This window comes from Collinsella aerofaciens, from assembly GCF_015557435.1.
GTDB lineage: Bacteria > Actinomycetota > Coriobacteriia > Coriobacteriales > Coriobacteriaceae > Collinsella > Collinsella aerofaciens_Z.
Genome location: NZ_JADNOH010000001.1, coordinates 20,090 through 46,727, shown reverse-complemented (window position 1 = coordinate 46,727; position 26,638 = coordinate 20,090). Strand labels below are relative to the sequence as shown.

At 55.0% G+C, this 26,638-nt stretch carries 20 protein-coding genes and 1 pseudogene; 2 read left to right on the top strand and 19 right to left on the bottom strand.

All coding sequences use genetic code 11. The features are described from left to right. Positions 1–237: 237 nt before the first annotated feature. Positions 238–1,749 (bottom strand): IMP dehydrogenase, encoded by a 1,512-nt coding sequence (locus I2G43_RS00205; protein WP_089571691.1) that lies wholly within the window; start codon positions 1,747–1,749, stop codon positions 238–240. Positions 1,750–1,942: 193 nt separating this feature from the next. On the opposite strand from I2G43_RS00205, the gene I2G43_RS00200 reads away from it, so the two are divergent. Beyond that, positions 1,943–2,290, top strand: a complete 348-nt coding sequence (locus I2G43_RS00200; RefSeq protein WP_195534630.1) for a winged helix-turn-helix domain-containing protein — start codon at positions 1,943–1,945, stop codon at positions 2,288–2,290. A gap of 288 nt (positions 2,291–2,578) precedes the next feature. Here the strand turns inward: I2G43_RS00200 and I2G43_RS00195 are convergent, their stop codons facing one another. From I2G43_RS00195 to I2G43_RS10670, 14 genes are all read right to left on the bottom strand, one after another. Beyond that, a complete protein-coding gene (locus tag I2G43_RS00195) occupies positions 2,579–3,571 on the bottom strand; it encodes a PLP-dependent transferase (RefSeq protein WP_195534629.1) in 993 nt (330 codons plus the stop codon). A 112-nt stretch (positions 3,572–3,683) separates the two neighbouring features. After that, a complete protein-coding gene (locus I2G43_RS00190; RefSeq protein WP_195534628.1) occupies positions 3,684–4,349 on the bottom strand; it encodes a DUF4956 domain-containing protein in 666 nt (221 codons plus the stop codon). A gap of 3 nt (positions 4,350–4,352) precedes the next feature. Continuing rightward, on the bottom strand, positions 4,353–5,144 hold the full coding sequence (locus I2G43_RS00185) for a polyphosphate polymerase domain-containing protein (RefSeq protein ID WP_195534627.1): 792 nt from the start codon (positions 5,142–5,144) through the stop codon (positions 4,353–4,355). Beyond that, positions 5,131–6,900 (bottom strand): CotH kinase family protein, encoded by a 1,770-nt coding sequence (locus I2G43_RS00180; protein ID WP_195534626.1) that lies wholly within the window; start codon positions 6,898–6,900, stop codon positions 5,131–5,133. The genes I2G43_RS00185 and I2G43_RS00180 overlap by 14 nt, the downstream gene beginning before the upstream one ends. Beyond that, the gene (pelG, locus tag I2G43_RS00175; RefSeq protein ID WP_195534625.1) at positions 6,890–8,434 is read right to left on the bottom strand and encodes an exopolysaccharide Pel transporter PelG; all 1,545 of its coding nucleotides are present in this window, start codon (positions 8,432–8,434) and stop codon (positions 6,890–6,892) included. The genes I2G43_RS00180 and pelG overlap by 11 nt, the downstream gene beginning before the upstream one ends. 3 nt (positions 8,435–8,437) lie before the next feature. Then, positions 8,438–9,865, bottom strand: a complete 1,428-nt coding sequence (gene pelF, locus I2G43_RS00170) for a GT4 family glycosyltransferase PelF (RefSeq protein ID WP_195534624.1) — start codon at positions 9,863–9,865, stop codon at positions 8,438–8,440. Further along, complete coding sequence (locus I2G43_RS00165) at positions 9,862–11,742, bottom strand: DUF2194 domain-containing protein (protein ID WP_195534623.1); 1,881 nt, start codon at positions 11,740–11,742, stop codon at positions 9,862–9,864. Before I2G43_RS00165 ends, pelF begins: the two co-directional genes overlap by 4 nt. After that, positions 11,739–12,644, bottom strand: coding sequence for a hypothetical protein (locus I2G43_RS00160; RefSeq protein WP_195534622.1), 906 nt, complete (start codon positions 12,642–12,644; stop codon positions 11,739–11,741). Before I2G43_RS00160 ends, I2G43_RS00165 begins: the two co-directional genes overlap by 4 nt. Beyond that, positions 12,641–14,779 carry a DUF4118 domain-containing protein gene (locus I2G43_RS00155; RefSeq protein WP_195534621.1) on the bottom strand — a complete coding sequence of 713 codons (2,139 nt, stop codon included), beginning with the start codon at positions 14,777–14,779 and terminating at the stop codon, positions 12,641–12,643. The genes I2G43_RS00160 and I2G43_RS00155 overlap by 4 nt, the downstream gene beginning before the upstream one ends. A gap of 430 nt (positions 14,780–15,209) precedes the next feature. Next, positions 15,210–16,028: a hypothetical protein gene (locus I2G43_RS00150; protein ID WP_195534620.1), complete on the bottom strand. Its 819-nt coding sequence runs from the start codon at positions 16,026–16,028 to the stop codon at positions 15,210–15,212. 2 nt (positions 16,029–16,030) lie between these two features. Next, entirely contained in the window at positions 16,031–17,131 is a 1,101-nt protein-coding gene (locus I2G43_RS00145) for an AAA family ATPase (RefSeq protein WP_195534619.1), read from the bottom strand. Positions 17,132–17,731: 600 nt separating this feature from the next. Continuing rightward, positions 17,732–18,400, bottom strand: coding sequence for an RloB family protein (locus I2G43_RS00140; RefSeq protein WP_195534618.1), 669 nt, complete (start codon positions 18,398–18,400; stop codon positions 17,732–17,734). 1 nt (position 18,401) lies between these two features. Next, on the bottom strand, positions 18,402–19,544 hold the full coding sequence (locus I2G43_RS00135; protein ID WP_229071382.1) for an AAA family ATPase: 1,143 nt from the start codon (positions 19,542–19,544) through the stop codon (positions 18,402–18,404). 385 nt (positions 19,545–19,929) lie between these two features. Next, complete coding sequence (locus tag I2G43_RS10670) at positions 19,930–20,157, bottom strand: DUF2188 domain-containing protein (protein WP_195534616.1); 228 nt, start codon at positions 20,155–20,157, stop codon at positions 19,930–19,932. A 233-nt stretch (positions 20,158–20,390) separates the two neighbouring features. On the opposite strand from I2G43_RS10670, the pseudogene I2G43_RS00125 reads away from it, so the two are divergent. Next, positions 20,391–21,080: pseudogene (locus I2G43_RS00125) on the top strand (transposase); the annotation flags it as partial. Positions 21,081–21,322: 242 nt separating this feature from the next. Here the strand turns inward: I2G43_RS00125 and I2G43_RS00120 are convergent. From I2G43_RS00120 to I2G43_RS00105, 4 genes are all read right to left on the bottom strand, one after another. Beyond that, positions 21,323–22,948 carry a reverse transcriptase domain-containing protein gene (locus I2G43_RS00120; protein ID WP_195534615.1) on the bottom strand — a complete coding sequence of 542 codons (1,626 nt, stop codon included), beginning with the start codon at positions 22,946–22,948 and terminating at the stop codon, positions 21,323–21,325. A 382-nt stretch (positions 22,949–23,330) separates the two neighbouring features. Then, positions 23,331–25,052 carry a hypothetical protein gene (locus tag I2G43_RS00115; RefSeq protein ID WP_195534614.1) on the bottom strand — a complete coding sequence of 574 codons (1,722 nt, stop codon included), beginning with the start codon at positions 25,050–25,052 and terminating at the stop codon, positions 23,331–23,333. Beyond that, positions 25,045–25,491: a hypothetical protein gene (locus tag I2G43_RS00110; RefSeq protein ID WP_195534613.1), complete on the bottom strand. Its 447-nt coding sequence runs from the start codon at positions 25,489–25,491 to the stop codon at positions 25,045–25,047. Before I2G43_RS00110 ends, I2G43_RS00115 begins: the two co-directional genes overlap by 8 nt. Further along, the gene (locus I2G43_RS00105; RefSeq protein WP_195534612.1) at positions 25,484–26,596 is read right to left on the bottom strand and encodes a hypothetical protein; all 1,113 of its coding nucleotides are present in this window, start codon (positions 26,594–26,596) and stop codon (positions 25,484–25,486) included. Before I2G43_RS00105 ends, I2G43_RS00110 begins: the two co-directional genes overlap by 8 nt. Between the last annotated feature and the right edge of the window lie 42 nt (positions 26,597–26,638).

Genomic DNA, 26,638 nt, shown 5'->3' with positions numbered 1-26,638 from the left:
CCGGCTGAGTCTGGGAAGAGGTGCCGGGCGGCGGGCGGAGCATGGCCACCGGACCTATCGAAACACATCTCCACCGTTCCTTCAACTGGGAAAACGACGCCCCCGGGACCTGAATTGGGCCTCGGGGGCGTTCGGCTAGCTGCGGGAACGGCCTATTCGCTCAATGTGTTCGGCTGGGATCGGAAATCAACCAAGTGGGCGGCACCAATCGGCGAAAGATCGATTATGAGTGCAGGCCTATCGATAAGACACGGACTGCTGAGAATCCTTTACGACAACGTCGTGGGCTCCGCCTTCGACGATGGAGGTGGAGCTGACCAGGGTCAGGCGTGCCTTTTCCTGGAGCTCGGGGATCGAGAGGGCGCCGCAGTTGCACATCGTGGACTTGACCTTGTAGAGCGTGCCGCCCACACCGTCCTTGAGGGAGCCGGCGTAGGGAACGTAGGAGTCGACGCCCTCGACGAAGCTGAGCTTCGCGGCGCCGCCCAGGTCGTAGCGCTGCCAGTTGCGGGCACGCGCAGAACCCTCGCCCCAGTACTCCTTCATGTACTGACCATTGACGTTGACGCGCTCGGTCGGGCTCTCGTCAAAGCGGGCGAAGTAACGGCCCAGCATCATAAAGTCGGCACCCATGGCAAGGGCGAGCGTCATGTGGTAGTCGTAGACGATACCGCCGTCGGAGCACACGGGCACGTAGACGCCGGTCTCCTCGTAGTACTCGTCGCGAGCGCGGCAGACGTCAATCAGCGCGGTGGCCTGGCCACGGCCGATACCCTTGGTCTCACGGGTAATGCAGATGGAACCGCCGCCGATACCGACCTTGATGAAGTCGGCACCGCAGTCGGCCAGGAAGCGGAAGCCCTCAGCGTCGACGACGTTGCCGGCACCGACCTTGACGTCCTCGCCGTAGTTGGCGCGGATCCACTCGATGGTGCGCTTCTGCCATTCGCTGAAGCCCTCGGAAGAGTCGATGCACAGGACATCGGCACCAGCCTCGATGAGCAGCGGCACGCGCTCGGCATAATCGCGGGTATTGATACCGGCGCCGACCATGTAGCGCTTGTCGTTATCGAGCAGCTCGTTGGGGTTGGTCTTGTGGCTGTCGTAGTCCTTGCGGAAGACGATGCCCATGAGGTGATCGTTGTCGTCGACGATGGGCAGAGCGTTGAGCTTGTTGTCCCAGATGACGTCGTTGGCAACCTTAAGGCTGATGTTCTTGTCGCCCACGATGAGCTGCTCACGCGGGGTCATGAACTCGGAGACCTTCTTCTGGTGGTCATCGCGGCTGGGGCGATAGTCACGGCTGGTGACGATACCCAGGAGCTTGCCCTTGGGAGTGCCGTCGTCGGTGACCGGCATGGTGGAGTGACCGGTCTTCTCCTTGAGCTCGATGACCTGCTCCATGGTCATGTCGGGGGTCAGCGTGGAATCGGACTGAACAAAGCCGGCCTTGTGATCCTTGACGGCCTTGACCATAGCGGCCTCGGACTCGGGGGTCTGGGAACCGTAAATGAAGGACAGGCCACCCTCGGTAGCGAGCGCGACACCCATGTCGACGCCCGAGACGGACTGCATGATGGCGGAAACCATGGGGATGTTCAGGGTGATTGCCGGCTTCTCACCGCGCTTGAAGCGGGTTAGCGGCGTCTTAAGAGAGACGTTGTTGGGGATGCACTGCGAGGACGAGTAACCAGGGACCAGCAGATACTCCGAAAACGTGTGGGACTCACCGGGAAAGAACGTAGCCATGTTTCTCCTTTATCCATGCGACCGGTCGGCTGCAGGCCTCGTAGGACCCAGCCCAACCTTGGGCGCCCAATACTGGGGAAGTATCTTAACGCACTTTGACTGCTACAATGCATGATTTAAGAAGAGCACACGAGGGTTTGACGCAGGCTTTGCGTTTGCCCAGCAAACACTTTAGCGGGGAGACGTGGAGCACATGGAGTACAAGACGACGGCAAAGTTGGTCATTCAAGCGTGCGACAAGGATCTGCCGGGCGTGTTCGGCCACGGCTGCGTCTTACTGCTGCAGGGTATTGCCCGCGAGCACTCGCTCAACCGCGCCGCCAAGAGCATGGGCATGGCCTATTCCAAAGCGTGGCGTATTGTAAACGAAGCGGAAGGCCAGCTAGGCTGTAAGCTCATCGAGCGCGACGGCGCCCGCGGATCCACGCTCACCCCCGCCGGCGAGCGAGCCATAGTGGTCTACGAGGAGCTGCAGGCCGACATCAACATCGTCATCGCCACCAAAGCCGACGCCCTCATAGCCAGCATCAACGCAAAGTAGTCTATTTGGTCTGATTATTGATCCGCCGCACGAACTAATTAAGACGCGCGCCATAAAATGGGCCTATCTACTACGTTTAGTTGAACACCCTCGACCACCCCAGATTTCTTGAAAACAAAACCGCTGGTAGACAGCTTGCCAGTTTTCAAAAAAGGCAGGTAAGGTCGCCCCCTAAGGGTTAAACGTAGTAGATAGGCCGCTTTCGTGGCACAGTCCCCCACGGCCCAGTCCCAAAGTAGCTAAAAAGCCCGTCCCAAAAAGACTACCCCGAGACAAGCCCCAAAATAGCTAGTTGCGGAGGGCGTTGTCTAGGGCGCCGGCTACGGTTAGGGGGTCGTCGGTGCCGGCGAAGAGGCGGATGGCTCCCCCCTGCTTGCCGCGTGGGGCCGAAAGGCGTGTCGTTGCGCCGCCGGCGGGCGACGTGCGGAACTCCCCCGGCAATGTGTCGAACAGCTCACCCGCACTTCGCTCGATAAGGTCAAACTCAACTGCCGGGCCAAAGCCGTGCTCGAGGATTCCCGTTGCAACCGCATGATCGGGATGCGAACCCAGCCCTGGATAGCGCACGTTGCGCACCATCTCGTTGGCAGCCAGATACTCGGCCAGTGCACGTGCGCGGTCGAAGTGAGCCTGCATGCGAGCATCGAGCGAGTCCAGACCGCGCTCCAGCACGTCGGCCTCGTCAGCAGTCAAATCAAGCTTGGCCAAGCCGCAGCCCTCAAGCAGGGCATGCGTGCACTCGGCAGCTGCATCCACACGATGGCGCTTGAGCTGCGAGCGCGCCACCGAGACGGCGACGAGCTTGCGCGGAGCTTCGCCGGCACACACACGGTCGAGTGCCTCGAGCGACAGCGCGGCACCCAGCCGCAGCGAATCGCAGCCAAAAGCCGACGCCACGGTGTTGTCCACAACCAGCAGCGCATGAGCCTCACGCGCCGCCCGACCCAGCGCGCGCAAATCGGGAACACGCAGGCCAAAGCCGCCGATTGAATTCACAAACCACCACAGGTGCGGCACCTCGGCATCAAACGCGGTGGCAAAACCCTCGGACGCGGCGGTAAACGCCGCAACCGACGGCTCCCCCACGAGCACAACGTCGCAGGCATCAAAGCCGCGCGCAAACGCATCGGCAAAGTCATCGGCAAACACGACCAGGCGATCGCTGGGACGCACAATCCCCAGCAGCGACAGCGCCACCGGCACGTGCGAGGCCGCAACAAGACGCGCCTCACGCGCGCCGGCCCTTGCAGCCCAGGACTCTTCTAGCTGTTGCACGTCCACGCGGCACCATCCTTTACATAAAACCAAACCAAGACCAGCCCACCCAGGTCGAGAAAACGTCAGCGCAAGCAGCGTCGAGCGGTCCGGCGTTCGTTAGAACGCCGGAACAAAATTAGCCGTGGTATTCACCGTTGTACTGGATGAGCGTTAGATCTTCCACGCCATCGAGTGCGCGGATGGCGTCGGCATAGGGCATATCCACACCGTCCGAGAAAACCTCGACGGCCATCTCGACCTTGTCACCGCGCATGGTCTTGGACTTGACGGAAAACTTGGTGCGCCCAAACGCGCGCACGATATCGTCGCCGGTGGTCTGACCCGTGTAGTGGATGACCATCATGTACATGCGCGCCTTGTCCTGGTGGCTCGCAAAACTGGCGATCATCACCACGATCACCACAGCCGTGAGCCCCACGAGCGCATACATACCGGCTCCCGCCGTAATGCCCGTGGTAATGGACCAAAACAGATACAGCAGGTCGAGCGGGTCCTTGACCGCCGTACGGTAGCGGACGATAGACAGAGCACCGACCATACCAAGCGAGATGACCACGTTTGTCGAGATCGCGAGCGTGACCATGCAGGTGAGCACGCACATGCCCACGAGCGTCACGGCAAAACTGCGCGAATAGACCACGCCGGTAAAAAAGCGCTTGTACACGTAGTAGATCAGGATGCCCATGGCGAGCGCCACGAGCAGCGACAGGCCAATCTTGGCGGGGTCGACCTGACCAAACGCCTCCAAGACGGAGTTCTTAAAAAAGTCCCTAGTGCTCATGGTCTAAATATCCCCTCGGTTCCCAAAATCCGATTCCCAGTAGTTAAAACCGCGCAGGTAGGCGGTCTTGTCATAACACAGGCAGTACTTAGAGACCGCCGTGAGTTCGGCCGCACCTGGCGGCACCATATCGCGCACCAGCTGCGGACAAAACTCGGTAAACTTGACCTCCATCACCAGCTTGCCGGGCTCCAGCACGGGCAACGCGGGCAACGTCGCGTCAAAGATGTCAAAGCTCCCCACCGCCGCACACACGTTGCTATCAAAGGTAATGCGCACGGTACCCTCGTCCATCACCCACGGCTCGCGCTCGTAGTCCACGATGGTCCGCGGGCGCATCATATTGCAGATGCACTCGATGTAGAACTCGCGACAGAGCGGATAGGGGCTCCTCAGCAAAAAGTCGTAGTCGCCAGCAAGGATCTGCTCAAACTCGCCGCGCGTGAGCGGCGCGTCCTCCTTGTAGATCCAGCTACCGTACTTCTTTTTGCGCTCGAGCTTAATCACCTTGTCGCTGCCGTTATAGATGCGCACGCGATACTTTTTGCGCATGAGAATACCAGCGTCTTTTTCCTCGTAGGCCGAGTTGCAGTAGTCGTCAAAGTACAGGCTGCGAATGGTGTAACCACCCGCCCGCGCATGCTTGTCCAGTTTAAACACCGGCGCCATGCGACAGGCAAGCGCGGCGTGCTCGCCCTCGTTAATGAGATATTTGAGCTCGTGGCGGTAACGCTCCTGCGTGGCACGCACAGGCGGAGCTGCCAAGCGCTCAAGCAGCGCGCTAGCCCTCCTCATACGCATCCTCCACGACCTTACCGCCGTCCTGCACGTAAAAACACTTCATGCCGTAGTGCTTGCCGTCGTCGGTCACATAGTAGTCAAACGCATCTTGCGTATAGCCGTCGGAGTTGGTGGCGCGCACGCGCACAAAATACTGGCCGGCATCGGGCGCATCACAGGTCACCTCGGGAAGTAGCACGTCCTCGGCCTTAAAAAGCACATCGCTTATGGCATAGTCGCGCGCCAGCTCCACGGTATAGCGAATGTCACGCGCCTTAAAGTCGTAAGACGCATCCCAGTTAATGCGCAGCTTACCGTTATCGATCTGTGGCACGCCAATGTAGAACGGCATGGGCTTATTATAGCTCTCGCGAAAGCTCTTGTAGTTCTCCTCGATCTCGGAGGGAATCGCCGCGGCGATTTGCTCGTATTGTTCCTTGGTGACAGGCAGATGGTCGATATCGGGCGAAGCAAAGACCAGCGATTCGGTAACCTCGCGATAATGTCTAATCATCTTGGCCAGGCGCGCCTCGGTCAAATACGAGCGCAGATCCTTGACGGCGCGGTCGAGCTCACCGCGAAACGCCTTACTGCGCAGCGCACGATTGAATAGCACGTTGCCCCAGTAGTTGCTTACGCCGCGCTCCCAGCTCGCATAGTCCGAGAACCCCTTCAGGCTCAGCTCAAGCTTACGCAGCATGCCGTCGTTATCCCAATCGAGGATGTACCACGTATTGGAGTTGAGCGGGCTATACAGATAGCAGTTACGGTTCTGAGTATCGCAGTTGCCCGTCAGAATCTGAAACGCCAGCCAATAGACCAGGTTCTCGGTATCAAAGTAGGTGTCGAGCACGTCATCGATCTTGTGCGATTCGTCGTTGAGCGCATCGAGCATCTCGATGAGCTTGGTGTGGTCTGAATCGCCCTTAATCTCGAGCATGCCCTCAAAGCTTGCCTGGTTGTAGTCGGGATCGTCGGCAAGCTTAATGGTGTCCTCGTAGCGATGGAAATCAAAGCTGTTCACCTTGTACAGGTGCCCGCTCTTATCCAGGCCATGTGCCTTAAGCGCCGTCTTGTTGAGCTGCTCCACCTGCGTATACAGGCCGTAGTCCTCAAAGGTATCGTTGGACTTTTCGGTCTGGTCGCACACCCACAGATGCACAAACTGCGTGCGCAGGCCCATCATCTGGGGAATCCCGCGGATAAGGTCGTAGGCCATCTTGTTGCGAAAACGCATACCCTCGCCCATGTGCTTGTTGAGCGCAATCGCGCGCTGTTGGCGCCAGGTGCCCTTGCCTTTTTTGAGCTCCACCTTGTAATTCTTTTGCGTGTAGGAGCTCGACGTCTGGCCGCGCACCTGCACGGTGGCATTGGGCGCTTCCTCGCCATAGCCAACCTCGCCGGCCACCGGGCCGTCTTCGTCGCCCGGCTGCAGCAGGCCCATAACCTGATAGCGCGTCACGCCCATGTCGGCATAGTCATACACCGAGTACGTGTTGATCTCGGCCCAGCTGTGGTCGGTGTTCTCGGAGCTGTTGCCGCGCGAGACCGTCAGGTACATGGTCACAATGTCCGAGTCGTCGTAGACCTCGTACAGCTCGTCCTTATCGCGCAGATGCTTGGACTGGTCGGAGGCCTCGGCCTTTTTAATCTTGTCCTGCTTTTTTACCTTATTTGTCGAGGATTCGTCCTGAGATGAGCAGCCCGAAAGCAGCAGCGCGCCGGTAGCCGCCTCGATCAGACAGCGGCGAGACATCAACTTATCGATCATCAGAACCTCCCCAATGGTTGCGATACACGCGAACTACTGCGCGCTGAAACGCGCCGTGCGGCACGCCCTTGCGGCGGCACTCCTCATAGCGCTGCTCGGCACGGTCGAGCAAGCGGCCCAGCTGTGTAAAGCGACCCGTTTTGTCGGTCGCCACAATGGGCTGCTGGCTCAGGATACGATACGGCAAGTTGGCGGTATAGGTATCGAGCCGCAGCAGGGCCACGATAAAAAACACCACCGCACCCAACAAAAAGCCAAAGCCGTAAAACTGCTGCGGCAAAAGCAACGACACGGCGGTCGCCAGCTCTGCCACACCGGCAAACAGGCCCGAGGCCAGAACGGCTCCCTTGTAGTCGGTAAAGTACAGCAAGATAAGCAGAATCGTGTTGCCCACGGCATACAGGCCGTAGCCTACGCATAACGTGCGAAAATACCCGTGCATAAGGTTGTTAAAGCCCAGCGGCAGGGCCGAGAGCACTGTGGTCTCGAGCGAAATGACCGCCGCGGTCACAAACAGCTGCTTGAGCGCGCAAAAGCGCAGTTCGCTGTTGAGCGTGGAGAGCATCTCCTCCTCAGCCACCACAATATCGCCCACCACACCGCCGTCGTTAAACAGGCTGTAGTAGTCACGGTAGCGCGGATAGAAATTGACCTCGACCGACACCACAAAGTTGACGGTCGTGACGAGTGTGGTCAAAAACGCAATGAGTGCCGGAACGTCATGGTAAGGAGCCCCGTAAAACAGGCCTTTGATCTGCACGCCAATAGGGCCCGCCCAGATAATAACCAGGTGTGCGAAAAGCCCCAAGTTGGTAAACAGCCCCGTAAGCGCAAGCGGCATAAATTGGTCGAGCCAGCGCAAAAAACGCCAGGGACTCCGGTCACTCCGTGGAAAATACCGGTACAGCAGTACCACATCCCAGGCGAGCATGACGCCGTAGCCTAGGCCGATTGACGCCAACAGGCCCTCGACCGGCGGCAGTCCCAGCGCCAGCGCTGCCAGGGCGCACAGGCACGCCACGCCAATGGCGGCCGCAAAGCTGCACAGAATGCCACGATAATCCTTGATGGCCGTGAGATAGCTCATGCCGTTCCAGTTGACAATCATAATGTTGAACAGCCACAGGCACAGCAGCCCCTGCAGCAGCGTGGCGCCCGAGAACAGCAAAAAGACGCCGTAGAGCACCATGCCCGCAACGAGCATGATGGCATTAGATCCCCAAAACGAAGGCAGGATCTCATCCTCGCGCTCGGCAAAGAGCATGTCGGCCAAAAAGCGCGTGACCGGCATGGAGAAAAAACTCGTGAGCGTAAGTGATGCCAGCAGCGTATAGGTCACCATGCACACCAGCAGATCCTGGTTGGCGCGCCCCACACCCCACAAACCGCACAGCACCAAGATACCCACCTGGAGTAGCACGCCCAGCAGCATGGGGCCCGTGCACACAATGCCGGCGTAGCCATAGGCGCGCATCGTGGCAAACAGACCCTTGCGCCTAAACAGGCGTTTGAGCTCAAAACCGATTCCGGCCACCGGCTACTCCCCCTCTCTGGGCAGGTCAAACGCACGCGCTGTCTCGTCGTACAGCTCGCGATAGTTGGCGAGCATCTGCTCGTGCAAAAAGTACGTGGCAACGCGACGCTGGCCGCGCTCCCCCATCTCAATGCGGCGGGTGCGGCTTGTGCACATGCGCTCCATGGCATCGGCCAAGCCCTTGCGATACATGGGCGGCGTCACAAAACCTGCCACGCCAAAGTCGTCGCCCGGGGCGCCTTCGAGCAGCTCGCGACAGCAGCCCACCTCGGTCGTCACGCAGGGACGGCGCGCTGCAAGCGACTCCAGCACGCTGAGCGGCTGGCCCTCGGAGATGCTCGTCAAAATGGTAAAGTCGAGCTTTTCCATGTACTCGACCACGTTGACGCGGCCGGTAAAGATCAGGTCGCGCACGCCCAGGGTATCGACCAGCGCGTGGCACTCAGCGCCGTACTCCTCGTCGTCCACGCCGCCCATAATGTGCAGGCGCACCTTGGGCAGGCGCTCGTGCAGCTCAAAGAAGGCATAGATCATGGTCTTGACGTCCTTGATGGGCGCCAGGCGCACCACCGCGCCAATGTCCACCCAGCCGTCATCGGGCTTTAAGGGAATGTCCTTAAAGCGGTCGAACTGAATGCCGTTGGGGATGACCAGGCATTTGTCCGCATCGCAGCCCATATCGATCTGCGTCTTGCGGGCGTTATGAAACAAGCTCGTCACGCGAAAGGCGCGGCGGTAGATCTCCTCCGAAAGCAGGTAGAAAAAGCGAATCCAGCGGTCCTTAAACGACGGCACCACCCAGTCGGCGCGAATGATCTCCTCCTCGCGCTCGCGCGTGTAGATGCCGTGCTCGGTCAGCAGCACCGGAGCGTTGTGGACGCTCGCTCCCAGACAGGCAAGCAAGCCGCCGTAGCCGGTCGAGATCGCGTGATACACATCGGCCACGGGAACCTCGCTGCCCAGCAGGTACAGCACCGGCAGCAGCATGGAGCGCATGGTGTGGAAGGCGTCGGCAAACGGAACGTAGGGGTACTCGGCCAGGCACACGTCGCGGAAGATGTCCATAAACGTACGGCTCTGCAAAAACGAGAGCGGATGCACGCGACGGTGATGAAAGATGTCGAACAGCACATCCCAATCCGGGTTGGAGAGCGACACCAGGCGGCGCAACGCCTCGCGCTCGCGGTCGTTAAAGCCGGCTTCGTGCTGTTCGCCCGTAAGACGCAAGGCATCGTCCAGAAATACCTCGTGTACCTCGACGACGTTGTCGGGCAGCTCGTAGACAAACTTGCCGCGGTCGCCAGCATGCGCGCCAATCACCCACAGCACAAACTCGTGCTCGGGCATGGATTGGATGTAGCCGTGCATCCAGGTAGATACGCCGCCGTGCACATAGGGGTAGCAACCCTCGAGCACCAAGCAGATTCTCATCGGTCGCCACCTTCCTTGCGCTCGATCGTCACCGTTTTGTCCGTCGCTTTGACCAGGTACAGGTTGCCCGTCAGATGCGTTATCTCGCCACCGGACACCGCGCCCGGCTCGCCGTTATTGGCACGGAACATGAGCCATGCCTCGTCGTGGAAGTTGCCCAGGCTGAGCGTCCAGGCATCGTCGCTCGTATCCACGCTCACCGTCACGGACGAAAAACGTTGGATGGCGCCCGAGCACTCCGAGCCCGTCTGATGACGCAGGTCGGGCGCCGACGTGGTCAGCCAATCCAGGTAGTCGGTCAGGCCTCCTTTGTAGACCTCCCAGCCCTCCTTGGCACCGCGGTCGGGATCCAGCAGGTCGTCGGGGTGCAAAAAGTGCGTACTCACGTAGTGCATGTTAAGCTCGGACACCGCAGCCAGACGCATGTAGGTATCGTCGACCATGCCGCCCGAGACAATGCGCGGTTGCTCCACGATGCCATCGCTGGCAACGCCAAACTCCTGCACGTAGGGCAGGTCGGTGCCATCCTCAAAATACGTGCTGGCGATGGTTTTGATGCGTGGCTCGTCTTTGCCGATGATCTTGCGCGCGCGGGCCGAAAGGATATTCGACGGTGGCACATACACCGTGCCATGTGCATTGGGCAGGACCTCGTCTTGGAACGCGATGAGCTCGTTGAGCGCTGCGACGAGCGTCTCCCTGTTCTTCCAGGTTTTATAGTCGTACATCGTGCCGTAGTCGGTGTCCGAGAGGGCAAGCGGCTGATGGTTGTAACCATGGAAACCCAACTCACCGCCCATTTGCAGCAACATGCCGCCAAAGTAGCGAAACTGCGTGGTATCCGCCTGACGCACCGGCTCGACCTGATTGACAACGTCCTCGTAGTTCTCGATCATCACGCCCGTGTAGCGAATGTCGTACTTCTGCGCGAGCTTTTGCAGATCGGGCCACCACACCCTGGTGTAAAAATCGGCAATGGAAAGGCCGTAGTCGCGCTTGATGTAGGTGCCGTCGCCCGAGGGCACGGGACTCGGAAAGTCGTCCAAGTAGAACACGGCGCTGTTGATAACCGGATAGGCCGTAGCACCGCCCAGCAAGCTAATCGCCGCAGCGTAAAAGCCACGCATGACCTTGCTGTAAATGCCAATGTTGCACACTACGGTGCGACCGCTGCCGCAATCGCTCGACCAAATGAGCGGGGCCTCCGTATCGCCGGTTTTGGCCCACACATGCGCCGTCTCGCGCAACGAAACCAGCAGCGACGATTTAAAGGGATCCGAGAACTCGTAGCGTTGGCCCCCGCCAATCATAAAGTCCTTGCTTGGGACGATGCTCTCGGCCGTGGTGTACTCATACCCCACGGTATCGATACCCAGCTTGGGCGCAATCGCCTGCAAGTAACCAGAGCTCTCCGGGGTCATGCCCAGCATCAGCGAACCGCCGGCGCTCACCCAGCTCATAAGGTCGGTGAGGTGCGTGCCCAGCGCATCGAGCGAGGGCATCAGCACGATCACGCGGTCAAAAGACGCGAGCGAGGGAATCGCATCCGCGCCATCGGTGGCAATATCGATATCACGGTGCGCGATCTTCATGTCGAGCAGAATCTGGTCAAACTGGTCCTTGACGTCCTCGACGCCATCCTGGTCCGAGTCGCTAATGACCAGACACGTAGGCTTTTGGCCAAAGATCGCCGAGCTTGCGGGCATGGCATCGGTAGCGGCAAGCATGCCCAGCTTGTGCTGCCCGGCGCTATACTGCACGCCGGCGCGCTCGATCAGCAGCACGGCGGCCATGGCGATAAAGACCGCCCACACCACGAGCAGCCCCATCCAGCGAAAATGGCCCGCACGGTCGCGGACATGCTGCACCACGCTCATCGGGCCTCCTCCCCATCGCGCCAAAATGCCAACTTCTCGCGGTTGTCGGCGCTCAAATACACATGCTGGTTGTCAATCGCGTCAATCACCTGCTGCACGCCCTCGCCATCGTGGCGCGTCACAGCAAGGCGCAGGCAGAGCATCCAGGCCTCCTGTTCGTCCGGCGCATTCGCCACAAGCTGCGTGGTCACGGCCTCGGCCTCGTCCAACTCGCCGGCATCGGCCAGCGCCGTGGCGAAGCGAACACGCAGCGCCGTCCCGTCTTCGCGCTCGCAACGACGCGCGAGCAGGCGAGCATACTGCTGACGCTGGATCTGCGCCACACGGCCCTCAGCCAGGCCAGAGGCCAAATAGTCGCCAAGGTAGTCGCAGTAATCATCCAGGTTTTGCGCGCTCGGATCGGCCTTAAACGCCCGCTCCAGCTGCTGCAGCTTAAGGTCGGACTCCTTGGAGATCTGCGCCACAGCCGTCGCGGCATAGTGTGCGACCTCAACGTCATCGTTGAGTTTAGCGGCCTGGAGCTGCGCCAGATAGGCACCCGGGTCCTCGGTGAGCATGGAGAGCATAAGGCGCCGGCGGTCGCCCGCGTCATTGACGATGAGCGCCTCCTCGAGCGGCACCACGCCGGCATCGGCCTCGCGGCGCTGAACCTGCACGCCGCGACGCATGTCGTCCTTTAAGCGCAGCGATTCCAACGTGCCAGCACAAGACGCATCGCCAAAAGTCCGGCTACGCGCGCAGAGCAGCAGCACCAGCAAGGGACCCCACAGCGGAACGAGCACTATTACGGCAAGCATGTGCCCGCGGACCGGGAGCAGGCCCAACTTCATGAGCGTCCAGAGCACCAGGCACACCAGCGCGTGGATTATCAATAAGAGCACGGCAACAACAAGCGAGATCAAGCGGCATCCCCCTCGTCGTCGGTGCTGGCGGAAGCAATCTGCCGCAGCAGCGCCACAACGCCCTCGCCGTCGACATGCTCAATGATAATCTGCTTAGAGGCCATGCGCTTGCAAATGACGGGCAGGTCGGCCTCGGTGGCCTGACGCATGAGCAGATAAAGCGTGTCGTCGACCAGGCCCGCGGCGTCGCTCTCGCGGATCGCCGACCCAATCGCCCCGACCAGCTCGCCGACGGGCTCCATCCCCGGCACCACGCGCAAGAGCAAATAGCTTCCCATCTTGCTGTCTGCAAGCGCCTGCTCGGCGGCAAGCTCGCGACCGAAGGCATCCTGTTTAAGCACACGCGAGCCCGCAATGCAGCGTTTGTCCTGCGCCACGGCCTCGTAATCGAAGGCGCGACCCAACGCGCTTTCCACCAGACCGCACAAAATGCGGAACAGGTTTTGGTAATAGAGAGTCATTTGGCTCTCGGCCACGCGTCGCACAAAGACAAAGATTGCCGGTACCCCGTCGCGCTCCATCACGTAGGCGAACATGGGCAGACCCGGCACCAGCTTGCGGTTCACCCACAGGCCCGAATGGTCCACGCCCTCCATCATGGCCTTAAGATCGTCGAGCGCCAACGAACGCAGCGCATCGGCCGAAATTGCCGGGCTCGCGGCGACCAAACGGGTAAACGCCCCGCCCGAAACGTGGTAGATCGTCACCGAGTCGTTTTCCAAAATCTCGCCGAGCAGCTCGCAGCACTTGCGGTAGATATCGCGCGGGTTGAGCACGTCGAGCTCCTGCGTCACGGCAAAGATCTTGCCAAAGCTGTCGTGGCGACCCACGATCTGGCGCTTGTATGCCTGTTTATCCTCGATGGCGTCGTGGTAGAGCCGGCCCAAAAAGTCGTTGCGGTTACGCACGAGCTCGTTCTCGGCGCGCTCGGCCTTGAGCGCCTCGCGGTTGCGCAGCTGCACATAGCCGCACACGGCGCCCACCACAAAGTAGGCGATAAACGGCAGCCAGTTAGAGGGCTCGTAGAACAGGCCCTGGAAGGTATAGCCATACTGGGTAAAGTAGCTCGCAGCCAGGCCAATCGAGGCCAGCAGCGCCGCGACCAGACCAAAATCGAGCCCGTAGAGCGTGCCAATCAGCACCACATACAGCAGGCGATAGTCGAGTACGTTAAGCTGCGCCGATTGGGAAAACACCCGCTCTAGGCACTCAAAGAGCACCCAGGCGAGCGCGGTCTCCGCGCATATGACGGGCAACGTGTGCTCGCGCATGCGGTCGATGGCACGGCGCAGCGGATGGCGCCTGCCCGCGCGGGACTGCTCCCAGCGGGCATGAATGGTCGAAAGGTCAGTGAGAACGTCGTAGCGCTGGAACCAGCCGTAGCGCATGCGAACGGTATCACTCGGCACCACGGGGGTTTCCGAGTCGTCGCCATAGGTTACCTGGAGCCCCGGGAACAGCCGCTTTAGGGCCTCGCCCAGATTGCCCATTGTGTGCGCAAAGCTATCCGCAACGCCGAGCTCCTCAAACACGGGGTCCCAGCTATCGAAGATGCGGCTCACCAAGACGGCGAGTTCCTCGGCGCACAGGGCCTGGAGTGAAGCATCCGCGCTGTTCTTGAGCACGAGCGAGCCGTGCGAGCAAGCTTGGAACAACGGCACCAAAAACGGGTCGTCGAGGGCCGGCGAAGCGGTGTACAGATAGGGCACGCGCAAGATCTTGGCTTGGATGCCGTCGCGGCCAGCATAGTAGCGGCACAGGTCGTTGGCCGCGTGGGCAATGATGCCCTTGCCGGTTTGGCCGGCGGCATCGACGTCGCCATCGGCGCCCGCCGGCCCCGTCACAAACAGCAGCTGGATCTGGCGGTCCATGCAGGCGCGAAAGACCGAGCGTAGCAGCTCGATGTCGCCAAAGGTCTCGGTATGCGGCGTAAGGTAGGTGGAAAGGTAGACCACGCGATCGAACTCGTAGGCCTGGTCCAGATGCTGCAGCAGCTCGTTCCAAGACGAGGGAGCCGACGCCCCATCGCGCTGCGCATCGCTCGCAGCTACAACCTGAACATGGTCCCCAGGGAACGCCTTGGCACAAAAGTCATCATCGACATACGAAGTATTGCCAACAACCAGCACTTCCACCGCGTGCTCCCCTCCCTTTAGATCTCAATCATGCCAAACATGCGTATTGTACGCTGCCTGTGCATATGTCCAAAATCTTTAAGGGCGATTTAAGAACATCTTTAGAGTGTGCGAACGCGCCAAAATAGGATAAAAGGCATCAAATCCGGAAGTATGCGGCAAAATCAGAGCTGGCCGACCATGCCGAGTAGCGCCAACGCGTCTACCTGCGGTTTCTTTGCGCAAAAATGGCGGCGTGCTCGGTGGTTCCAGAATTTGCCGCATACTTCCGACGGGCGATTTCGGAAGTGCGGGGTAAAGCCGAGATCAGCCGGCCAGACCCCTGCTTTGTGCTTCCGCGACCTGCGGTTTTGTTGCAAAAAATCAGGTTGTGCTCGGCGGTTTTCAATTTTTCCCCGCACTTCCGAAAATAAAGGGCGAAGGAGACTCTTTAGAACAAACGAATACCCAACCCCCTCTTAATCGCCTTGTTCAAAATGTCGTAAAGCCGCTTAGGCCAATTTGCAATGAAGAATAAGCAGGTGCAGCAGGCGCAAAATGAATCATTGTTCAGACGGTCAATCTCATTGAGCAATAGCTCCGAATGATTAATGTTCATCACAGTCCCGGCTAAATCGACCAAAGACTCTTTTGCATTTTGCGTCACCTGCTCATTAGTTAACCAAAGCGATCTCAGGGCATGAACGGCAACAATGCAGGCAAATGTATAGCCATCAATGCGATCGATATCCGCAAGCGAATCTCCCCTTCTGGCAACCCACTCCTTGTACGAACGTTGACCAAAAATCACATCTGAAGGAACGAGGGCGTCATCTAGCGACGAATATCCAAAGGTATCGAAATCACGATACGCTTCAACCGATGGATAGCTTAGATATAGCTGGCCCATATCAGTGCTATCGCAGTAATAGTCTTGCATTAGCTCAAGCCGTTTAAAATCGAGCCGATTGTCCTGAGGATCTAAGTCAAATATGAGCAGAGTGTCCGTGAAGCTTGATTCGAGAAGCTGAGCCGCATCATCTTTGTCCGAAAGAAGCTCAGCAACAAAGGGCTTAAGATCAACGGCCTCAAAATCGCAACCGTATTCTTGAAAGAGCTTATTTAGAAAATCGTGAACGTTGATCTTGACTGGAACAATTTGAAAATTGTCTGAAAGGTCAAATGATTCAAACAATCGCTCCATCAACTGAGGCTCGCGCTTAGCCCCTTCAACAATAAGCAGGACGTTCTTTTCAGACGCTCTATTCATGACTACTCAAACTCTCCGGCACGGAGGAGCTTTTCAATGTTGTTGCCGAGCCTCAACTCACGATCGGTGGAATCGGCCAAGGTTCGAATGCCATTTTTTGCAGAGATTTGATATACGCAGTCAGGCCGCATAACGCCATTCTTAACAAGCGAAGTGTTGTGAGTGGAACACAGTATCTGACAAGATGCCTTGGAAGCAAAGAGCTTCAAAAGGCTCTCCGCCATCTCAAAGTGACAAAAAGCGTCAAACTCATCTATGAACAAAAAGCTGGCAGACTCGTTAAGCTCAAGCTCAGAGAATAACTTAACCAGAGTTCTTGTACCGCTAGAACATGCCTCGACAAACGGGATGCATCGCATGGGATGATTGAAATACAAAACAGGCGAGCCGTCGGACTCTTTAATAACGATCAGAGACTCATCGACTCCAAAATTGCGAATAAATGACTCGAATTCCGCAACTTTGTTCTCGCGTATGATTTTGTCGACCACCTTTCTTGTTTCAAACCCCTTTAATCGAAATCCTTCCATGCGAATCAGCCTCATGTGCGAGACAAATCGGCGTAATTCAGCCAAGATGCCTAAAACATTGGTTGGAAGGCTACTCGTTATATAAGAAAGAAGGCTCAGCGAAGTATCGGAGAATTCAAAATTGATCCCAGCTGCACCGATTCGTTCAAGGTGGTTCTCTACGAAAACGCCGCGCGCGTTATTGAAATCGAAAATGAGGCTCTCATCAATCGATAGGCTCTCGTGAAACCAAGTAGTGGGAGAAGTCTTTTCATAGCTGTAATTGATTTCGCGACCGTCAAATTCAAAGACATAGGTGAACCGTGCTGTGCCTCGCCCGCAATCAGCATTCAAAAATAGACGATCATCCTGGTCAGGATAATCGAATGCCTTTGGAAAGCCGAGCGTAATGTCGAATAAAGCTGAACCAAAATTTGATTTACCAGACGCATTTCTGCCGATCAAAAGCGCGGTTTTCACGGTTCCGTTTTTAACGTTATTTTCTGCAAACTGGTAATCACGAGAAGCCGCAAAATTAAATGTAACCGGATTCGGAAAATTCCTATAGCCATCAACAGTAAAACACTTAAGCATTAGACTCTCCTATCTCTTGCCGTAATTATATTACGGCAAGAGATAGGAGAGTCTAATCAAATACTCCATTACGAGAAAAGTAATGTGACCAAAGTCCATGCGAGCCATGAAAACCCGCCGCGAATTAAGGCCAAGCGACCACGCGTCAGTAAAATTACATGCGGGCAGAAAAACACCCGTAATTTCGTCTTTACCCAATTGAGATGTAAGTTTTGACAGGTCGAATCTTACATCCAAAAAAGAGGGCCGACACATCCACCCTCTTCAGGTATCGCCCGAAGGCTCCCACCGCAATTGACTCTTTTTTGTCGATATCCTCCGTTTGCCTACAAACTCGACCACAAGTCGAAACCACACGATCGAGACCGCCAAACTTGGCGAAATATTCTTCTCATCATGGACGCAAAGAGAGAGACGGCCGTCCAGAGAACAGCCGCCTCTCCGCAGGACGCAAGCCCGTAGGTTGGCTGCGTCAATACCGCTAATTCACGCTAGTATCCTATTCGTGCCCCAAAAGGCCAATCCAATCCAAGGCAGAAAGCAACCCTGCATGCAGCCTCTTTCGTGGACCCATGCTCTAGCAAGCCTGATCGAACTCGACTATCCAACCAGATACGGCCCAATCACATCGAATATCTCGCCAATCTTAGTTGAAGGGTTTTGCGCAGATGGCTTAATGTTACCCAGTTCCCTATGGTACGCGGCGAGGCGCCCAGCACGCTGCAATGCTTCGCCTCGCCTATCATCCACTGCCCAAAACATCCCGTCAAGGTTCTTGCGGTACTCGATGCCCAAGTTCTTCGACATCTCCTGCGCGAGGGCATGCTGGCAGTCGGACGCGGACATATGCGCGGTCGTGTAGCGAAAGTGCAGAAGCAGCCACAGCTCGAAGCAGGGGTTCGACCACAACGCATGGAAGGTCCTCGAACCATCGGAGAGCTCGTCGCATTTGCGCTCCATCGCGTCAAAGTCGGACGCAGGAAAGTCATCCTTGTCATACACGAGCCACACATGGTCGAATGTCTCGGGCGCATAGCGGCAATGTTCGACGGCAAAGTCAAGTAGGTCAAGTGTGTGTTTGCCGGTCCCCTTAACGACAATGGCAACCTTACGCTCGTTCGCCGCACCCAACGCCGCACGCACACCCTCAAAGTAGCGAGGCTCGGTCTCCTTGCCCTCGCTCACTACAAGATGACGCGTCATCTGAACCATGCGCGAGCGGCCCTCTCGTTTGCCGCTACGCCAGCCCTTCGACTTCTTCGCCACCATGCTAATCCCACTCCTCGATGCGGGTGAGATACGGATCGGCGCCGTAGCGACCGGAAAGGTATTGCTTGTCGAAAGCCGCGTTCTTGCTTACCAGATTACCGTTTGCCTCGTGGATGTCGGCGAGAGACCACAGTTGGCTCGCCTCCCCCTCGCCGCGCGCAGCGAACCATATCTCGTCACGGCGGAACACATCGTTTCGCATGGTTGACACATCCTGGGACGAGAAGATGAGCTGCGCGCCACTCTTGTTGACCCCAGGATCCTTAAACAGCAGAATCACATAGCGAAGAAGCTTCGGGTGCAGTTTGGCGTCGAGCTCGTCTACCACAACGGTGCCACCACGCTCAAGCGCTGTCATCAGATACGCAGCCAACCCCATGAGCTTCTGGGTTCCGGCAGATTCCTCGGATAAACGCAGCTCGTACGCCTTGCCGCCCACCTCGTGCCTCACGAAGACGCGCTGGCCGCGCCACTCCGGCGCCCTCTCCACTCTGAAGCCATCAATACGTACATCAACGGCGCGCAAAAAACGCGTGACCTCGGGTGAGTCATCCTCATCGAGCAATTGTTCGAGCATCTGCTCCAGATAGGAGCTGTTATAGTTCAGGAACACCCCGTCAAGAAACCAGCTGGCAGCCTCCTTGACCACCGGCACGTCAAAGTTGATGCAGAGAAACGACAGGTACGGCAGCCTCGGGTTGAATCTCGCAGCCGTCACGAGCTTACTCAGCGTGGGACCGAGTTCAACCTCTGCGCCCTCACGCTCGAACAGCATCGCCGTGCGTGATGCTCCCAATTTTCGTCGCCAAAGGCCTTCGGACACGATCTCGTCCGCATGCACGGACAGGGCATAGCGGTACTCATGCTCACCCGCGCGATAGTAGAGCTCGAACTCGGTGGGCTTAGCAGCCGACACGTCATCGAACTCAAACGCAGAGCAACGGGGTATTGAAGATCGGTTACCTTCTGGCGCATCAGTGCTGGCAGACAACAATCTGATCGGCCTTGCCACCGCCGAACGAATATAGTCAAGAGCCTCGAGCAGGTTAGACTTGCCGCCAGCGTTAGGCCCGTAAACCGCAGCCACCGGAAGGAAGCTCTGCCCGTCAGGGCACTCTATAAGGGAGCGCTCGAACTCCCTCATCGATGTTGCCTGCATGGAAAGCTCAGTTTCGTCGCGATAGGATCTATAGTTCCTGAAGGTAAACTGGCAAAGCATCGTCCTCAAAATTCCTTTCATTGTTTTGAAAAGATATTTCAGAGTTTTTATTTGATTATAGACCTTAAATAGCATCAATCAAGTGTTTGCAGCATCTAGAACAAAGGGCACAAGGCCAAAAACTCGGAAGTATGCGGCAAATCCCTGGCGTGCCGAGCGCTCCGGAATGCCGCAATGCTTCTACCTGCGGATCCTATATGTGGAAAAGCCGTTGTGCTCGGGGATTCCAGAATTTGCCGCATACTTCCGGAAGGCGCTTGCGGCTGCGGACACGCCAATCCATGCCCGCAGCCACAATGGCGTCAAGCCCCTATCCTCTCGGCGGGAAGGGATCGTGCCCATGGGAATCCTTTGCGCGGATTCTGCCATCGGGACGATGGGTGATTAGCTCAGAGTGCTGATTAGAACTAATTTGACGACCGCGCTTTATAGCTTCGCCCTGGGTCGTCGTAACAAAGGAAGCGCGACGCGCCCCCTCACCCTTAACCTGCCATTTGCCATCCGCCCGCTTCGTAACGTGCTGGTTTCTACCTTTCATACTCACCTCGCCTTCACGACCGATTGGTTAACGTGCTTGCAGCATGAGGCTTGTAGCAAGTTCACTCGTGCCGCTTTGCTTAAAGCATAAATACCGGCGCGGACATAAATCGGACTTGGAAGGTGTCAGTGTGGGATCCCGAAGAAGCGCAAGCCGGCCTCATACTGAAGCCGCCGTATTGCGCATAGCCCAATAAGCGCGGAACATAACGCCAGGACAAATACGCCTCATCCGTGGTGGACACGGAGTCCTAAGAATCGTGGCTCGGTTTCCTGCGGAAGCTGCGCGACCGCGGCGCGATCGGCACCGAACTCGTCGTCTCCGATGCCCACGGGGGCCTGGTCAGGACCATAGGCGAGGTCTTCCAGGGGGCGGCCTGGCAGCGATGCGCCGTGCACCTGATGCGCGACTGCATGCGCGAGGCCGGCTCCTGGCAGCTGAGGCGCCGCGTGGGCCGCATCGTCTCGTCGGTCTTCCGCGCCGGGGACGCCGCCACCGCCGTGGCTATGTACCACGCGGCGTGCGAGATGCTGGAGGGGTGCTGCCCGAGGGCGGCGAGGATGCTCGAGGAGGCGGAGCCCGACGCACTCGCGTACCTGGACTTCCCGCCGTCGCACTGGAAGCGCCTGCGCACCAACAACGTGCAGGAGCGCGCCAAGAGGGAGATAAAGCGCCAATCGCGCGTGGTGCAGGTCTTCCCGTCGGAGAGCTCGCTGCTCAGGCTCGTGGGCGCCGTCATGTGCGACCAGGCGGAGACGTGGTCGACATCGAGGTGCTTCTCGGAGATGAAGATGGCCGAGATGCATGACGCCGCGTTCAGGATGGGTGCCGCGGGCGAGCACGACTGGGCGGAGCTAGAGAAGACGGCCAGGAAGATGATCGAATCCAGCCTGGAACTTACCGACAGCGTGGAGGCGGCCTAGGATATCAACTGATTCCGGATATCGGACACAGGGGCCGCAAGGGCCCTTACACAAACTTTCTCGACACTACCCGCTTCCCGATGCTCAGGCTGCTCAATTTCCGATGCTCTTTTTGCTCAATTCCTCTTGACGAAACACAGCCACGGAGGAGGGCGGCGGGTTCGACCCGCAGGCATGCAACCTCGCGGAGTTCTGCAGAAGGACGAGAGCCAGCCTGATTAAGAGAGCCGCACATGATCTCTTTAGAAGATAATCCACTTTCCATAAACGTCAGTTGAACGAAAGCAATCCCTTAAAGGAAGAAATGATCCCAGTTTTCCCTGCTCGGTCGCGCTATGTACTATGCCGATTACCTGCCCGATACCATTAAACACTGGCCCGCCACTCATTCCGTGCATAAATGAACAATTCGTATAACAGAGCGTACCCTCTTCATTTGGGTCTCCCAATCTGAGCAGTTCCCCACCGTGAAGTTCAAAGCTGAATCCAGATTCGGAAAAATGATGCTGGTAGGCAGTAATCTTCTCCCCCTTTGTAGGTAAATCAATATTTGGCGAAAGCTGAGGAGTGTTCTTTATCATTTCAGAGGGTACATCTTTTAGTATCGCAGCATCGCGTTTATTCTCCTGAAGTAGGTCGTTGCTATATATAAACCTAGCAAGCGGTGTCTTGTTTGAGCTAAAAATTCTTATTTCCCCGCTTTCCATATCGCGGGAAACGGCATCGCATATCACATGCCATGCCGTTACAAGACCGTAGCCGGTTAAGTAAAACCCCAGTCCCTCAAATGGGTTTTGTTCGCAATCTACTCCTTCAAGATACAGAATCGAGTCTTGATGAAGTGCGACTGGGAAAACGGGTGCGTCTTCTGGTTTTGAATTGTTGTACAAACTGCCCAAACGCATGAGTGGCCCCGATGTCCATGGGTCCTTAATAAGGGACTTGTAATAATCTAGACTTCCCCGGAGAGATGGTTCGAACATTCTAATCTCTGCGTCGGTTATCTCGCCAACGGATTTTCCGTAATAGCAACCCATTGCGCCATTACAATCACCGACACTTAGTCGATGCAGCGTTGAGCGAAGACGACGATATTGTTCACGTTTTATATTCGTCTTTTTATTGCAGACAACGCCCGTGACTAGCTGTCTTGAAAAACTGAAACTATAAAAAGATTTATCTTCGTTGAGCTCGAATGACGCAATCCCATGGAAGTTAGTAATTGCGTTTCGTAGCTTATTAGGCAATCTGAGCTTTCCGCCTGAATAAAAGTGTCGGTAAAAGAAGAAGGAACTTCTAAATGAGAACGTAAGATCATCCGCATATCGTGAATATTGGTAATGATACTCATGGAATAGATGCATGAGCTGCTTGTCCATACCGAGGCAAATCATGTTCGAAATAACAGGAGATGAGGGGGCGCCCTGGGGAAGCCCTTTCGGCGTCGCAACAAGTCTCGAAATACAGAATGCAACCTCAGGGGTTAGACCCAGCCTCTTGGAAATAAGAAGGCCGTATACTCGTTTTGACGAAATTGAAGGAAAGAAATCCTTAATATCCAAGCCGACAATTACTTGTGAGCCAACATGAGTTTCGGCATTTGTTTTAATTGACCGACCTTTAACGAAACCGTGCACACAAGGCAATGGGCTGTAGCTTTTTTCAAGCTCACAGGCGATAATTCTTTGAGCCTTTTTTAGATCAGACCTTGGAATCAATAGCTCTCGATAGCCACCGCATCTTTTTGGCACCAATCTACTTCTATATAGCTGATACATGGAAGTTGGATTTACAAAGAGGTCAAGTTTTTCCAAGGACAGGTCAAGAAACCCAGCCAGATCCGCTTTCGACTGAAATCCATTGAGCATCGGAGATCCTTAAAGCTGTTAGCCGGTTCCTCCGTAGAGTCGCACCTGATAGGCACGTAGCAGAATATAATGCGCAGACAATGCACTTCCGTTTGCGATACGCAAACGCTAATTCGAACCGGCTATGTTTCATATTTTAGCAGCCATCTATTTGGTGCAGGTATAAACAATAAACTATACCCGAAGCTTTTCGAGCAGCGGTGCTCATGTGGGCAAATGCCCAGGGTTTCGATCGGAAGATGGGCTTCAATACAATATTATCGCGCCTTACAACGCTGAGGTAGCCCAATTCATTGGTAAACAACTTGAGATAAAAACGCGGCACATAATGCTGATTCTTAACTCCGGGCACGTTCACACCCCCACCGGAAAACAGATTACTTTAGTCAGCTTTGTAGAATGGGTTGAAACCAGTTCTTCCGTTTGAAACAAGAGAAATATACTTATCTACATCAACGCCCAAAGCATCCGGCTCTTCAGTCTCAAACAAAAATAGCTGTACTTCTTTTTTATCCACAAGCGAATAAAACTTCGAGATTATCGCTCCTATCGCCCTACAGCTTCCGTCATCAAATGGCGACGAGACATGATCGAATGCAAGGAGGGGAACAAACGGAACGTTACGCTTTTGAAGTAAGTAACGCATGAAGGCGAGATAACCGCAGATCTGCATCAAAGTATGACGAGCGCGACTTCCAGTAAACACGTCAACGCTATCGTCCCCTTCGGAAAAGGTGGGTTGAAGCCCCACTCCTTCCTTTTGAAACTTGATATGAAAATCAAGTTGCTTAAAATCAGATTCAACAAAGGAGGACACCTGAGAAGCCGAGTGGTACAGATCGGTTACGGTATCAGAAATTGAATAGATAGAAATATCATCATCAGAATGCTTAAGGTTTAGAAGCTCCTTTTTTAGACGAGAAATCTCCTTTTTTATATCATCAAGATCATCGGGCTTGTAGAGCGCCAAATACTGGGATAAATACTCATTTGACACCAAAACAGCCTTGCTTTTTTCATTAAAGTCTAATGGATTAAACACCACGTTTGCAGCCGTTAACTTAGCTTCAAGTTGAGTTAATCTGCTCACTTTGCGAGCAAGTAATTCCTTTTGAAAATCAAGGTCTTTTCTGGGTATCGACGCTTCAATTTCACCAAGCAGATTGCAAGTTTGGCCCAAAAGATCAGCCCTAGAATCATCGTCAGCAATCAATGAGTTCAACCTATCCAGAAGGCGATACCGTTTCTCGTCCTGAGCCTTTGTCCCCCTAAGCTCGCGAATCATTTGCTTCTGCGCCTTGATATCGTTTCTTAGCTGATCCGCCTCAACAACATCGTTTGCCATCAAGCTCGAAGAAGAATCAAGATTAATGGAGATAGCAGCCGTCTCAATCAATTCAGATATGACAGCAGCATTGCTGCCATCGAAACGCTCGACGATTCCGAGCTTTGCAAGCTCTTGATTAACTGCGTCTAAATAATGATTGAAAAAGTCACGTTGAGATTCTAGCTCGCGAGCTCGCTTGCCAAGTTCGGTTATCTTGCGCTGAAGGAACGCGATTCGATCCGGATTGATGCTAAACAAATAATCAAATAAGGGTCTCTGTTTTACTCGATATTTTGTTTCAAGAAGTTTGCTGAAAAAGCCACTAATTCGGCCGACCGTAGCTTCGCTTAGAAAAGAAAATAAGGTGAACGTCCTATATGTCAGCTCTTGGCCGACATATTCAGAGAGGTTGGTAGGGTCATCCGCCGATTCCAGAAACAGCGTATTGAGGTAATTTCTATATTCCGCGAGATCAGATACCTTATAAGGTATTCCATCTATTACTAGTCCAAACTCATCGCCAGCCAAATCGCGATACAAGGAAAAACCATGACCATTAAAAGAGATCTGCATCTTGGCCGCCTGTAACGACCCCTTGAACCAAGGCGACTCGGATAGTTTCTTCTTCTCAGCCCCGAGCATATAGTCAAGAAAATTGTAAAATTCGGTTTTTCCAGAGCTATTAGGACCCTGAATGTAATTAACTCCGCTCGAAAAGGAGTATCTAAACGACTCCCCAGAACAAGAGATTAGTTCCAAGCACTCAATGCTAAACATTACGAATCATCTCCGACAGAACATATTTATCGTCTAGAGAAGCGACTTCTCTTATCAATTTTGAGATAAACGAATTATTCACCCTGCAGCCCTGAGTTCGTCCCTCGTTAGTGAGGCGGACAAAAGCATCTTCAATAGCAATGAGACCGCCCACATTGGCTATCTCGATGGCTTCAACTGAATATTGAAGCTCATATAAGAAAGAGCTATAAGAACCAGAAACCGCGCAGGCAGCTCTCTCGATTAGATTTTTTGAGCACCTACCGTTCAACAGCTCGTTTCCATGAGATTCGATTGATTTCGACAAGAATGTTAAAACCAATAATTTAGTAACGCTCATGCTGTCAGCGCAAGAAAGAATGGCAAGCAAATAGTCAACATAAATGCTGTCTACTATTGCTCTTTGGCGGAGAAAAAGATCATTTGAATAGCTAATCATTGGTTTCGTCTTTCCATGAAATTCTTTTCTCAGTAGGTGTTTCTTCCCTCGTAAGCCAAATGCATGACCCCCATTTTTCATGATCGTTATACGCATAGCTATTTTGGCAGCGCTTAGTTTCTATTAGCCGTCGGATTGGTTCGTCTTTGCCATCAAGCTTTAGCAGGTTACACGAATCGCAAAAGTTATTAAATGTAGCGTTTTCCAAACTAGCAACAGTGTCAGCCTGACACTTTGCAAGTCTCTCATAATTTATAGAGCGATAGTATTCACAGAAATACAGATGTTGCGTAATAAATAAAGCATCTTCCCGACAGGAGTGCAGTTGTCGATATTCACGCGACGACTCCCTGACGTCAAGCAAATCGCCATCAGCAGCAGCCATCCATGCTGAGTAATCTGGCTCAAATCGTTTTGAAGAAATTTTTGCGCATATCTGCTCGCAAAGTTGCATAAATGACTCATAGTCGATTTTATAAGGAATTGCTTTTAGCATCGCTTCGGACACATTAAACTGAATTCTTCTCCTCAACTCAGCAACTCGCTCATCAAATAAATCAACGTTCGAAGTAAGGTGAAAAATACTTGAAAGATTATCCCTAATCTCAGCATTAATTGCATTCTCGTTAATGGCGTAAGCACTCGCCTTCTCTTTGACACAAGAAAAGAGTCTGACAATGTCGTCATCATTTAAAGAGGCCTTTAGCTTCGCGGCATTTGACCTACTGAACTTCTTAGCCCTTTCAGCAAGACTCTCAATGAATTGATTGGCGGTAATGGCATCAAAATGTGCGGAAAGGCTTTTATCATCCGAATAAAGGAGCCAGAGGGAAGAAATCGACTCGTGCTTGCTAACGGCAAGAATCCAGTTCGTATAAATTTGGACAACATCTCGTTTAGCAACATTGGTGTTTTTTACCTGAATAAGCCGAGATTCACAAAGTCCAATCCGCCCGCTTAATTCGTCAAGGCTGGTAGAAGCTGAGATGTCATCAAGATATTCATAGCTGGCAACTGTATTAGGGTTTAACTCTGTCACCTGCTTCAGAAACACTTTCATCTGGAAAGCAAAACCTGCTTGCGAGAGTATTCCTGATAGATCCATATCACACCGCCATAAAGTCACTAATTAAAACAATTCTACTCC